Genomic DNA, 12891 nt, shown 5'->3' with positions numbered 1-12891 from the left:
CTGGCTCGCTGTTCCGAAGGCGCTTGGGGTGCGTGGACTGATGACGATTATTCAAGTTGCGACAGCGCGAAATCTTCCCGCGGAGCCCAAGCGGGTCTTGGGTCTGTTCGGCGGTGAGATCGCCGAGCAGGAGTGGGTGAGAAACGCTGTCGACATTCTCGAAGCGGATGCGAGGCGCTCGGCCGACACGCATCTCTTCAAGCTGCGCTTTCCGGGCCTCGACGGCATCGACGTCTATTTCAAGGACGAGAGCACGCATCCGACCGGCAGCCTGAAGCATCGCATGGCGCGGTCGCTGATCATGTTCGGACTGTGCAATGGTTTGATCGGACCGGGGACCGCTCTGGTGGAGGCGTCATCGGGGTCGACGGCCGTATCGGAAGCATACTTCGCCGAGCTGCTCGGCCTGCCCTTTATCGCCGTGGTGCCGCGTTCAACGTCGCGCCAGAAGGTCACGGCGATCGAACGGTTCGGCGGCCGATGCCACTTTGTCGACAGGTCGTCGGAGGTTTACGGCGCGGCCCAGATGATCGCCGCCGATCTCGGTGGTCTGTATCTCGACCAGTTCACCTATGCCGAGCGCGCGATCGACTGGCGCACCGGCAATATCGCCGAGAGCATCTTCAAGCAGATGGCCGGCGAGCGTCACCCGGTGCCCGAATGGATCGTGATGAGCACCGGCACGGGCGGCACTTCTGCGACGATCGGCCGCTACATTCGATTCAGCAGACAGAAGACGCGGCTCTGCGGAGTCGACGTCGAGAACTCCTGCTTCTTCGAAGCCTATAAGTCGAGCAGCCGCACCGCCAATTGCATCCGTGGCTCGCGCATCGAGGGCGTCGGACGTCCGCGCGTCGAGCCGTCCTTCGTGCCCTCCGTGATCGATCAGATGATGCGAGTCCCCGATGCCGCGTCGATCGCTGCGACGCGGGTGCTGACGTCGCGGCTGTCGCATCGGGTCGGCGGATCGACCGGCGCCAACTTCATCGGATTGTGCTGGTGCGCGGCCGCGATGCTGCGTGAGGGGCTTTCTGGATCGCTGGTGACTGTTCTGTGCGACGACGGCGAGCGTTATTCGGACACGTACTACAACGACGACTGGTTGAAAGAGCAGGACATCGTCATTGCGCCCTATGTCGCGGCGATCGAGCGGTTTCTCGACTCCGGCGTGTTCGAGATGCCGGCTGATGGCGCGGGATTTGAATGTGCGAGCCGGCCGACCCCACGCGCGCGCAATGCGAGCGAAGACGGCGTGTGAATTTGACCTTGCTGTGATTGGCGAACCTCAGGAACCTCAAATGCCGATTGAGAACTGGACCGCGCGCTACCTGGACGAACTCAAGGAGTTTCGTCACGATCTGCACCGCAACCCCGAGTTGCTGTACGACGTTCATCGCACCGCCGAGCGGGTCGCGGCGCGGTTGCGCGAAGCCGGCGTCGACGAGGTGCACGAAGGCATCGGCGGAACGGGCGTCGTCGGAATCATTTACGGCCAATCGCGTAGTTCCGGCCGGATGATCGGGCTGCGCGCCGATATGGATGCTTTGCCCATTCTCGAGGCAACTGGCGCGGAATGGGCCTCGCAAGTCCCCGGCAAGATGCACGCATGCGGCCACGACGGCCACACCACCATGCTGTTGGGTGCGGCGCTTGGCCTCGTCGAGAGCCGGGCCTTCGACGGCGGCGTCGCGCTGATCTTCCAGCCCGCCGAAGAAGGCGGTGCGGGCGCCAAGGCCATGCTCGATGATGGCCTGCTGCAGCGCTTTCCGATCCAGGAATTCTACGGGATGCACAACCGCCCGGGACTTCCCTTGGGGACGTTTGCGACGGGCCCAGGGCCGCAAATGGGTTCGGTCGACGAGATCATCATCTCGATCGAAGGTCGCGGCGGCCACGCCGCTCAGCCGCATGCCACGGTCGATCCGGTGGTCGTTGCCGCGGCGTTGATTCAGGCGACTCAGGCGATCGTCTCGCGCAATCTCGATCCACTGCAATCCGCGGTTATTTCGATCACACAGATGACCGCCGGTGACGCGTTCAACGTCATTCCTCAAACGGTGACATTGCGCGGCACGGTTCGCACGCTGGACGAGCCGACCCGCGACATGGTTGAAAAGCGGCTGCGCGAACTCACCGAGAGTATTTCGGCGGGGTTCAGCGCTGTCGGTACGCTGTCTTATCTGCGGCACTACCCTGTGATGAGAAATTCCGAAGTCGGCGTCGACCGCGCGGTCGCGGCGGCCGGAGAAGTGGCCGGCGTCGCGCACGTCGACGCCACAATGGCTCCGACGCTGGGCGGCGAGGACTTCGCGTTCATGCTGAACGAGCGGCCTGGCGCGATGATCATGATCGGTAACGGCGATAGCGCCCCGCTGCATCATCCGCGCTTCGATTTCAACGACGACGTCATCCCGTGGGGCTGTTCGTATTGGACCGCCTTGGTCCGCCAGCGCATGCCGTTGGTCTGAACGCGGTGCATCGAAGAACGGACATTCTGAAAAATGCAGCGCGCAGAGATCGTCTATCTCGGAACGCCGACAAATTTGGAGAACAGCGTCCTCGGATTTTTGCGATACCTCGGCGGCCTCCGTTCCTTGGGTAGGAACGAGTCGATGGCAACCGAACAAGAATGACTGCCGCATCACCCAGCCAACAAAAAAAGGAAGTCGAATGACTGACGTAGAGGATGGTCATCCGCGCAGACTGCCCGCCGAGCTCGATCATGTCATCGTGCTTGTTCACGGTGAGCTCGATCAAGCAGCTGCGGCCTACCAGGCACTCGGCTTCTATCTGACACCGCGTGGTCACCATTCGCTGGGGTCGTCCAACAATCTCGCGATCTTCAACAATAACTATCTCGAGCTGCTTGGCTACGAGCCCGGAAAGAAACAGCAGCGCCCCGAACAGTGGCACGATCCAAAAGGACTGTCCGGCATCGTCTGGCGCTGCCCAGATCCGGCCTGCGCGCAACTCAACGCGTCGCACGCCGGCGTGACCGCCGAAACGCCGCTCGATTTCGTCAGGCCGGTCGAGACCGGTGCGGGAACGTTCGACGCGGCATTCACGGTGCTGCATTTGCCGAAGCTCGGTTTCGACTACGGGCGGACCTTCTTCTGTCACCATAAAACGCCCGAGCTGGTGTGGCGTCCGGAATGGCAGACGCATCCGAACGGCGTGCAGAACATCTCCGAGTTCGTTTTCTGCGGCGACGATCCGCGTTCTGCGCTCGGTCTGTTCGAGCGGATGTTCGGCCCGGGGCTGCTGAAGGAGATTCCTGGCGGTTACGGCTTCGACGCAGCCGAAGCGCGCGTAGTCGCGCTGACGCGCGAGGCTGCGACGCAGCGTCTCGGAGCCGATGCGCCGCTTCCCGAACCAGGCAAGACGCAGATGATCGGGCTCGGCTTCAAGACCGCGTCGATCGCGCAAGCACAGGCGGCATTGCAGGCGGGCGGCGTGCCGTTCACCGCAACTGATGGCCGCTTGCGCGTCGGGGCGTCGTCCAGCTTCGGCGTGGTCATCGAGTTCTCTGAATAATCCAAGCCACCGCCTCCGGCGCGCCAGAGCGCCGCAACAGACAAAGCGAAAAAGGAGAAATGAATGCGTGCAGTGCTGCTTCGTGACCACGGCGGTCTCGACCAGATGGCTCATGTCGAGGATTTCGCCACTCCGGAGCCCGGCGAAGGCGACGTGCTGATCAAGGTCAAGGCGACGTCCTACAATTATCACGACATCTTCACGCGCCGCGGGATGCCCGGCATCCGCATTCCAATGCCTATCATCATGGGAATCGACATCGCCGGCGAAGTCGCTGCGCTCGGCGCGGGGGTCGAAGGCTGGAATGTCGGCGACCGCGTGTTGATCGATCCGATCAACCGGGTCGAAGGCGGTTTGATGGGCGAAACGCGCGATGGCGGTCTCGCCGAATACTGCGTCACGCGTGCGCACCAGCTGATCGCGCTGCCCGACGATATCTCGTTCGAGCAGGCATCGTGCCTGCCGGTGGCGTACGGCACCGCGCTGCGGATGATGACCACCATCGGCCATGTCTCGGCGGGCGAGAAGGTGCTGATCCTCGGCGCGTCCGGCGGCGTCGGCATCTGCTGCGTGCAACTCGCCAAGGCGGCGGGCGCCTATGTGATCGCCTGTGCTGGATCGGCGGAGAAGGGCGAGCGCCTGATGGAGATCGGCGCCGACGAGGTCATTCTCTACAACGAAGTCGACTTCATGCAGGAATGCCGCGCCCGCCACGGCAAGCCGCGTGCCGGCAAGGCTTCGAAAGGGGCGGGGGTCGACATGGTCGTCAACTTCACCGGCGGCGACAGCTGGGTGCCTTCGCTGAAGTGCCTGCGGAAAGGCGGCCGGCTGGTGACTTGCGGCGCCACCGCGGGGTTCGATCCGACCGAGGACATCCGCTTCATCTGGACCTTCGAACTGCAGATCCTCGGTTCGAACGGCTGGGAGCGCGAGGACATTCTCAAGCTGTTCGAGCTCATCCGCGCCGGCAAGATGAAGGCCGTCATCGATCGCACGTTCCCGCTCGAGGGCGCGATCGAGGCGATGGGCGTTCTCGAAGACCGCAAGGTGCTCGGCAAGCTCGTGGTGACACCATGAGCACCGCCGCGGTGAAGACGCTCGGCATTGCCGAGCTGCAGGTGATGGCCGACCGCGCCCCTTTCATCGCGTTCTGCCAGTTGAAGGTGACGGAGGCCGATATCGAGCAGCAGGTGCTGACGATGGAGGCGCCATTCCGTCCCGAATTCGAGCGTGGTCCGGGCACCAAGCAATGGCATGGCGGACCGCTGGCCTCGATCATCGACACCGTCGGCGATTTTGCGATCGCGATGCTGGTCGGCGGAGGCATCCCGACGATCAATTTTCGGGTCGACTATCTGCGCCCCGCCGTCGACACCAAGCTCGTCGCCAAAGCGACGGTGCGCCGCGTCGGCCGCACGGTGGGCGTCGCCGATATCGATCTATTCAACGACAAGGGTGTCCTGGTCGCGATCGGCCGCGGATCCTATGCGATCCCCGCGTCGGTCAACTGATCTTCAAATTATCCCCGCCGAGCGCTGCTCGGCGGCCAACTGACAACGTCCAACAGTTAGGGATCGGAGATTCGAGATGACTAGCCACATCAACAGACGAGTGTTTCTGGGTACGTCCGCCCTTGCGGCGATCGCCGCCGGAACGTCACTTTGCTTTCCACCTGCTGCACTCGCGCAGGAGAAGCCGAAGAAGGGCGGCGTGCTGGTAGCGACCTGGGGTGGCTTCGAGCCGCAGGCCGTGTTCGTTCCCGGCGGCGGTGGCTCCAGCCCGCTGATCAGCTCGACCAAGATCCTGGAGCCGCTGCTGCGCCAGGACAGCCAGGCCGGCTTCCTTCCCGTGCTGGCCACCGAGGTCAAGCCTTCGGCCGATTTCAAGTCGTACGACATCGTGCTCCGTAAAGGCGTGACGTGGCACGACGGCAAGCCGTTCACCGCAGACGACGTGGTCTTCAGCATCGAAAAATACTGGCTGCAGACGATCGCCAAGGCGGCGCTGAAGAATTTCTCCGGGGCCGAGGTGACCGAAGGCGGGGTGCGCGTGAGCTTCAAAGAGCCGACGCCGGAGTTCTTCTTCAAGTCGGTGCTGGCGACCTCGCTGGTCATTCCGAAGCACGTCTACGACGGCTCGGAGATCGTTACCAACCCCGCCAATAACGCGCCGATCGGCACCGGTCCGTTCAAGTTCAAGCAGTGGGTGCGCGGCAGCCATATTGAATATGCCGCCAACGACAAATATTGGGATGCGGGCAAGCCCTATCTCAACGGCCTGGTGATGCGCTACTGGCGCGACGCCGCATCGCGCACCGCGGCCTTGGAAGCCGACGAACTGCAGCTCGGCATCTTCAACCCGATCCCGACCCCGGACATCGACCGGCTGTCCAAGTCCGGCAAGTTCGTCGCATCGAACGACGGCTATCTCGGCGCGGCCTGGGCTTCGACCATCGAATTCAACAGCCGCCGTGATATCGTCAAGGACCCGGCCGTGCGCCGCGCACTACTCACCGCCATCGACCGGGCGACCATCTCGGACGTTGTGTATTTCGGCCGCGCCAAGCCCGGCACGTCCTTCGTCAGCTCGACAAACCCGAAATTCTACAATCCGAACCTGCCGCGATACGAGTTCGACGCGAAGAAAGCCGCCAAGATGCTCGACGATGCCGGCTACCCGAAGAAGGGCAAGTCGCGCTTCAAGGTTCACTTGCTTGCGGCCGGCTGGTTCGAGGAGAACGGCAAGGTCGGCCAGTTCGTGAAGCAGAATCTGGAAGACATCGGCGTCGAAGTGACGCTCACCGTGCCCGACCGAGCGACTTCGCTGAAGCAGATCTACGGCGATTACGACTACGACATCGCGCTGTCGAACTACGCGGCGCGGGTCGAGCTGGTTCCCCAGCAGACCGACTACCTCAGCACGAGCGGGATTGTGAAGGGCGCGGCCTTCCGCAACGCCACCGGCTATTCCAATCCCGAAGTCGACGACATCGTCGCCAAGATGTCGGTGGAGTCCGACGAAGCCAAGCGGAAGGACTTGGCCTTCAAATTGCAAGAGATTGCAGCGCGAGATCTGCCGATCACCGTTCTGGTCGAACTGATCCCGACGACGATGATGTCGAAGAAGGTCAAGGGCGTCGGCAATCGCGCCGATATTTCGGCGGACAGCCTGTCGGACGTTTGGCTCGACGTCTGATTTGTAGAGGAGATGACGTGATGAAACGTTCGATCGTGCGGCGACTGTTTCAGATCATCTCGCTCATCCTCGGCGTCATCGTGATGAATTTCACGCTCATCCAGATGGCGCCGGGATCGCTGCTCGACATCATGACGTCCGAGCAGCAGGTCACCGATCCGGCGACGTTGCAGCACCTCAAGCATTTGTACGGCCTCGATCAGCCGGCGATCGTGCAGCTGCTGCGCTACACCTGGTCGGTGTTCAGCTTCGACCTCGGCTATTCGTATCGCCAGAACGCGCCGGTGTTCGACATCATCATGGCGCAGCTGCCCTCGACGCTGCTGCTGATGCTGACGTCGCTCGGGGTGGCGGTGACGCTCGGGATGATCGCCGGCGTCATCGCGTCGGTGAAGGTCAACACGGCCTGGGACGTGGTGATCTCACTGGCAGCGGTGTTCTTCTTCGCCGCGCCGACGTTCTGGCTCGGAATCATGCTGATCATCTTCTTCGCCGTACATCTCGATTGGCTGCCGGTTGGCGGCATGACCACGATCGGTGGGAAGTTCGGGCCGGTCGGGCAGGTGGTCGACGTGATCCGCCACCTGATCCTGCCGGCGCTGTCGCTCGGCCTGTTCTACGCCGCGATCTACACGCGGGTGATGCGTGCCTCGATGCTCGAGGTGTTCTCGCTCGACTTCGTCCGCACCGCGCGCGCCAAGGGCCTGAGCAAGACCCGCGTGATCCTGGCGCACGTCTTCCGCAACGCGCTGCTGCCGGTCGTCACGCTGCTCGGCCTGCAGCTCGGGACTGTCCTCGGCGGCTCGGTGGTGATCGAGGCGGTGTTCTCCTGGCCGGGCATCGGCAGCTTGATGCTCGATAGCGTGATGAGTCGCAATTACCCGGTCGTGTTGGGCGTCTTCGTTCTGTCGGCGGTCGTCGTCGCCGTCGCCAATCTGCTGGTCGATCTTGCCTACTACCGGCTTGATCCGCGAATCCGGAGCCGATGAACATGAAAGATCGATCCGCTTTTGCCGAGTTTGCCTTGCGCTTCGCCCGTAACCGCGGCGCGCTGCTCGGAATTATCATCATTGTCGTCGTGTTGGGACTCGCTCTCGCCGCACCCTGGCTGATCGAACAGAATCCGCTGCGCATCGTCTCGCGGCCGGAGGTCTGGCCGTTCACCAACCCGCGCTACCCGCTCGGCACCGACTCGATCGGCCGGAACATTCTGGCGATGATAGCCTACGGTGCTCGAACGACGCTGATGATCGGCATCGTCGCGGCGCTGACTGCGACCGCCATCGGCGTCGTGATCGGTGCCGCCGCGGCATGGTTCGGTGGCTGGATTGACGAGGTCCTGACCCGGATCACGGAGCTGTTTCAGACGGTCCCGAACATCCTGTTGATCATGACGGTGGTGGCGATCCTGGGCCAGACCATCGACAACATCACGATGGCGATCGGCGTCACGATGTGGCCGGGCATCGCCCGGCTGACGCGAGCCGAATTCCTTACGCTGAAGAACCGTGAATTCGTGCTGGCGTGCCGTTCGATGGGCATGAGCAACATCAGGATCATGGCGGGCGAAATCCTGCCCAACGCGATTCCGCCGGTGATCGTGCTCGCCTCGGTGATCATCGGCAGCTCGATCCTGTTCGAGAGCGCGATCTCGTTTCTCGGTCTCGGCGATCCCAATGTCGCGAGCTGGGGCGCGCTGATCGGCGACGGCCGCACGTTGATCCGCCGCTCCTGGTACATCTGCGCGATCCCCGGCGTTGCGATCATGCTGACGGTGCTGGCGATGAACCTGATCGGCGATGGGCTGAATGACGCGCTCAATCCCAAGCTGAGGGACCGCTGAGATGGCGGCGCTGCTCGAAATTCGCGATCTCGAAGTTGATCTGTTCACGCGGCGCGGCGTGATGCGCGCGATCGACCGCTTTTCCCTCACCGTCGAACACGGGCAGACGCTTGGCCTGGTCGGTGAGTCCGGCTGCGGCAAATCCATGACTTCGCTGGCGATCATGGGGCTGCTACCGATGCCGCCGGCAAAGGTGACGGGCGGCGCCATTCTGCTCGAAGGCCGCGATCTCATCGGCTTGAGCGACACCAGGATGCAAGCGGTGCGGGGACGCGAGATCGGGATCATCTTCCAGGACCCGATGAGCTCGCTGAACCCGGTCTACACCGTCGGCTATCAGCTCACCGAGGTGCTCCGCCGGCATTTCAAGCTGGATCGACGCGCCGCGGACAGGCGGGCGTTGGAATTGCTGGACCGGGTGCACATTCCGGATGCCCGGCGTCGCTTCGATGCCTATCCGCACGAATTGTCCGGCGGCATGAATCAGCGCGTCGTCATCGCCATGGCGATCGCGTGCGAGCCGAAGTTGCTGATCGCCGACGAACCGACCACGGCGCTCGACGTCACCATCCAGGCACAGATCATCGAACTGCTCAAGGACATCCAGCGCGAATCCCGGATGGGGATGATCTTCATCACCCACGATCTCGGGGTGATCGCCGATGTCGCCGACCGCGTCACCGTGATGTACGCGGGCAAGAAGGCCGAGGAGGCACCGGTTGGCGTACTCTTCGACGATCCACGCCATCCCTATACGCGGGGTCTGATCGGCGCCACGCCGAAGCCGGGCGAGGAACGGCGGCGGCGGCTCGTCGAAATTCCCGGGACCGTGCCGGGCTTATCGGACCGTCCGAAAGGCTGCGCTTTCGCCAACCGCTGTCCGCTGGTGTTCGAGCGTTGCCGCGTCGAACATCCGGCTTTGATCAATCAGGGTGCGGGCCACGAGGCTGCCTGCTTCCTGGCTACCGAAACGGAGGACTACAATGTCGCTTCTGTCGGTGCGTAGTCTCGTCGTCGATTATCAAACGTCGTCCGGCGTCGTCCACGCGGTGAACGACGTCAGCCTGGAGATCGAGCCGGGTGAAACGGTGGGCCTCGTCGGGGAATCCGGCTGTGGCAAATCCACGCTGGGCAAGGCCATCATGCACCTGATCCCGGCCAACAACGGGCAGATCGTGCTGGACGGCCAGAACATCACCAGCCTGTCGCCGTCGGCGATGCGTCCGATCCGCTCGAAGATGCAGATGATCTTCCAGGATCCGCACAATTCGCTCAATCCGCGGCGCACGGTCGGCAATTTGATCGCGCAGCCGTTGCAGGTCGCGGGCTACGACAAGGCCGCCATCTCGGCGCGCGTCGCCGAACTGATGACTCAAGTCGGTCTGCCGCCGGATGCGGCATCTCGCTATCCGCACGAGTTTTCCGGCGGCCAGCGGCAGCGCATAGGCATCGCCCGTGCGCTCGCGTTGAAGCCCAAGCTGGTGATCTGCGATGAGCCGGTGTCGGCGCTCGACGTATCGATCCGGGCGCAGGTGATCAACCTGCTGCAGGATCTGTCGGACAAGCTCGGCGTGTCATACCTGTTCATCTCGCACGACCTGACAATGGTCCAGCACATCGCCAACAAGCTGATCGTGATGTACCTCGGCCGGATCGTCGAGACGGGCTCCGCCGAGACGATCTGGAAGCACCCCGCACATCCATACACCCAGGCGCTGCTCGCCGCCGCGCCGGTGGCAGACCCGCACGTCATGCGCAGCCGCAAGCGCTTCGTGCTGCAGGGCGATCTGCCCAGCCCGACCGATCTTCCGGAAGGTTGCGCGTTCTCGACGCGTTGTCCGTTCGCGACGGATCACTGCCGGCAGGAGAGGCCGATCCTCCGGCCGCTCGGCGAAAATCGCAGGACGGCCTGTCACTACGATCTCGTCGATCAGATCGAGAGCGCGGCGAGCGCGTCTGTTTCGTCGCTCAGTCGGAAAGCCGAAGAGAAGTACAAGGTAGGAGCACGAGCATGAGCTTCCGATGGAAGAACCTCGGAGATTTGGTGGATCGCTCGCGCGGTCTCGATCGTCCCGCGATCATCGATCTGCGGTCCCCGGAGCCGAGGGTCTGGACCCATAGCGAGATCGATAGGCTCGGAAATGGCGTGGCGTCTTATTTGACCGGGCTTGGCTTGGCGCGTGGAACGACGGTCGCCATTCTCTCGCTCAACCGTGCGGAGTACATTGCGGCGTATTTCGGCATCATGCGCGCCGGCTTCGTCGCGCTGCCGGTCAACACCAAGCAGCCGGCCGAAACGATCGATTTTGTGCTGCGCGACTCCGACACCAAGTTTGCCTTCGTCGATACAGCCTCGCGTCAGCTTCTGCCGGCGGGCTTAGCGTTCCTCGACTTCGACGAGGCGGGACCCGAAGGTTTTGCCGCGCGCATCGTGCCGGGCGAATTCGAAACGGTGGAGGCGCAGCGGGGCGAACTTGGACAGATCCTCTACACCTCCGGCTCCACCGGACGGCCGAAGGGCGTCGAGCTCAGCCACGACAGCCAACTGTGGGCGCTTGCCGCCAAGGGCGTCAGCGCCGACACCTGCGACGAGGTCTACATCATCGCCCAGCCGCTGTTCCACATGAACGGTCTGTTCGGCGCCAAGAGCATCTTCGCCAGCAATGCGAGCATGGTTCTGATGCCGGGCTTCGACAGCCGGCGCTATCTGCAGGCCATGGCGGATCATGGCGTCACCGCGGTTACTGCGGTGCCGACAATGTTCGCGCGGCTGCTGCGCGAGCCCGACCTCTTGGCCGCCAACGATTATAGCCGGCTGAAGCGGCTGGCGCTGGCCTCTGCGCCGATCACCAGGGCCATGGCCGACAAGATTCAGGCGGCGTTTCCGCATGCCATGCTGACTCACGGCTACGGCACCACGGAGGCCGGCCCGTCCGTGTTCGGCCCTCATCCGGAGGGCAAGCCGCTGCCGCCGCTCACGATCGGCTATCCGATCGACCCGTCGATGGTGAAGCTGGTCGACGGCCCGAACGACAACGAGGGCGTGCTGCTGATGCGCAATCCGGCGCTGATGACGCGCTATCGCGGCATGCCGGACAAGACCGCCTCGGTGATGCGTGACGGCTGGTACTACAGCGGCGATGTCATGCGTCGCGACGAGGACGGCTTCTATTATTTCATCGGCCGGGCCGACGATATGTTCGTCTGCGGCGGCGAGAACATCTATCCCGGCGACGTCGAGAAGATGCTGGAGACGCATCCGGCAGTGCGCCAGGCCGCGGTCGTTCCTCTCGCCGACGAGGAGCGCGGACAGATGCCGGTGGCTTTCCTCGTGTTGGCCGACGGCCAAAGTGCCACGACCGAAGACATCAAGGCCTACGCGCTGCGCAACGGGCCGACCTATCAGCATCCGCGCCGCGTCAGCTTCGTGGCCGATCTGCCGTGGGCCGGCACCAACAAGATCGATCGCGCGGCGCTGATCCGCGAGGCCAAGCAACTGGAAGCCACCAATGGCTGGTCGGTTTCCTCCCACGCCGAAGCCGCCGCATGAGCGGGGCATTGGTTGGTAAGACGGCGCTGGTCACCGGCTCGAGCCGCGGCATCGGACGGGCGATCGCGATCGCTGCTGCGCGCGAAGGCGCGGTTGTCGGCGTGCACTATGCCGGTGGCGCCGATGCGGCCGGGGAGACTCTCGATGCGATCCGGGCCGGGGGCGGCGACGGCTTTCTGCTTCAGGCCGATCTGTCCGAGCGGGGCGGCCCCGACGCGCTGGCGGCGAAATTTCTCGACGAAGTCGAACAGCGCACCGGACAGCGCAGCTTCGACCTATTGGTCAACAATGCCGGTTATGGCGGGCGCTACCGGATCGACCAGGTCGACGACGAGATCTTTGATCGCATGATCGCGGTCAATTTCCGGGCGCCGTTCTTTCTGACCCGCGCGCTTCATCCAGCGATCAGAGACGGCGGTCGCATCGTCAACGTCTCGTCAATGGGAACCCGGGCGGCGTTTCCCGATATGAGCATTTACGCGCCGTCGAAGGCGGCATTGGAGACTCTAAGCGTGGTCCTGGCCAAGCAGCTGGGTCGCCGCGGCATCACCGTCAATGCTGTCTTGCCCGGCGCGACGGTGACGGACATGAACCCGCTCGACAAGGATCAGGCGCGTGCTGCCGCTGCTACCGAGACAATTACACTCCAGCGCCTCGGTCGACCGAACGACATTGCGGGAGTGGTGCTGATGCTGCTGTCGGATGCTGGTGGATGGATCACTGGCCAGCGAATCGACGCCTCGGGCGGGCAAAGGCTCTGATCTAGTAT

The 12891-nt window shown here is 63.4% G+C and carries 12 protein-coding genes; all 12 read left to right on the top strand.

Annotated features, from left to right (window positions below; all coding sequences use genetic code 11):
• Nucleotides 1-40: 40 nt before the first annotated feature.
• Entirely contained in the window at nt 41-1258 is a 1218-nt protein-coding gene (locus RPB_RS15565) for a PLP-dependent cysteine synthase family protein (protein ID WP_011441970.1), read from the top strand.
• Between the two features lie 40 nt (nt 1259-1298).
• Nucleotides 1299-2468: a M20 aminoacylase family protein gene (locus RPB_RS15560; RefSeq protein WP_011441969.1), complete on the top strand. Its 1170-nt coding sequence runs from the start codon at nt 1299-1301 to the stop codon at nt 2466-2468.
• 202 nt (nt 2469-2670) lie between these two features.
• Entirely contained in the window at nt 2671-3534 is an 864-nt protein-coding gene (locus RPB_RS15555; RefSeq protein WP_011441968.1) for a VOC family protein, read from the top strand.
• A gap of 63 nt (nt 3535-3597) precedes the next feature.
• Entirely contained in the window at nt 3598-4611 is a 1014-nt protein-coding gene (locus RPB_RS15550) for a quinone oxidoreductase family protein (RefSeq protein WP_011441967.1), read from the top strand.
• The gene (locus RPB_RS15545) at nt 4608-5045 is read left to right on the top strand and encodes a PaaI family thioesterase (protein ID WP_011441966.1); all 438 of its coding nucleotides are present in this window, start codon (nt 4608-4610) and stop codon (nt 5043-5045) included. The genes RPB_RS15550 and RPB_RS15545 overlap by 4 nt, the downstream gene beginning before the upstream one ends.
• 76 nt (nt 5046-5121) lie before the next feature.
• Complete coding sequence (locus tag RPB_RS15540; protein ID WP_011441965.1) at nt 5122-6729, top strand: ABC transporter substrate-binding protein; 1608 nt, start codon at nt 5122-5124, stop codon at nt 6727-6729.
• 20 nt (nt 6730-6749) lie between these two features.
• Nucleotides 6750-7718: an ABC transporter permease gene (locus RPB_RS15535; RefSeq protein ID WP_011441964.1), complete on the top strand. Its 969-nt coding sequence runs from the start codon at nt 6750-6752 to the stop codon at nt 7716-7718.
• Between the two features lie 2 nt (nt 7719-7720).
• Nucleotides 7721-8572 carry an ABC transporter permease gene (locus RPB_RS15530; protein WP_011441963.1) on the top strand — a complete coding sequence of 284 codons (852 nt, stop codon included), beginning with the start codon at nt 7721-7723 and terminating at the stop codon, nt 8570-8572.
• 1 nt (nt 8573) lies between these two features.
• The gene (locus RPB_RS15525) at nt 8574-9578 is read left to right on the top strand and encodes an ABC transporter ATP-binding protein (RefSeq protein WP_011441962.1); all 1005 of its coding nucleotides are present in this window, start codon (nt 8574-8576) and stop codon (nt 9576-9578) included.
• Nucleotides 9556-10587, top strand: a complete 1032-nt coding sequence (locus RPB_RS15520; RefSeq protein WP_041798282.1) for an ABC transporter ATP-binding protein — start codon at nt 9556-9558, stop codon at nt 10585-10587. Before RPB_RS15525 ends, RPB_RS15520 begins: the two co-directional genes overlap by 23 nt.
• Complete coding sequence (locus RPB_RS15515) at nt 10584-12122, top strand: class I adenylate-forming enzyme family protein (RefSeq protein ID WP_011441960.1); 1539 nt, start codon at nt 10584-10586, stop codon at nt 12120-12122. Before RPB_RS15520 ends, RPB_RS15515 begins: the two co-directional genes overlap by 4 nt.
• Nucleotides 12119-12883, top strand: a complete 765-nt coding sequence (locus RPB_RS15510) for an SDR family oxidoreductase (RefSeq protein WP_011441959.1) — start codon at nt 12119-12121, stop codon at nt 12881-12883. Before RPB_RS15515 ends, RPB_RS15510 begins: the two co-directional genes overlap by 4 nt.
• Nucleotides 12884-12891 lie beyond the last annotated feature (8 nt).

The organism is Rhodopseudomonas palustris HaA2, assembly GCF_000013365.1.
Classification (GTDB): Bacteria; Pseudomonadota; Alphaproteobacteria; order Rhizobiales; family Xanthobacteraceae; genus Rhodopseudomonas; species Rhodopseudomonas palustris_J.
The sequence above is the reverse complement of the archived record's forward strand: the minus strand, read 5'-3'. Positions and strand labels throughout refer to the sequence as shown.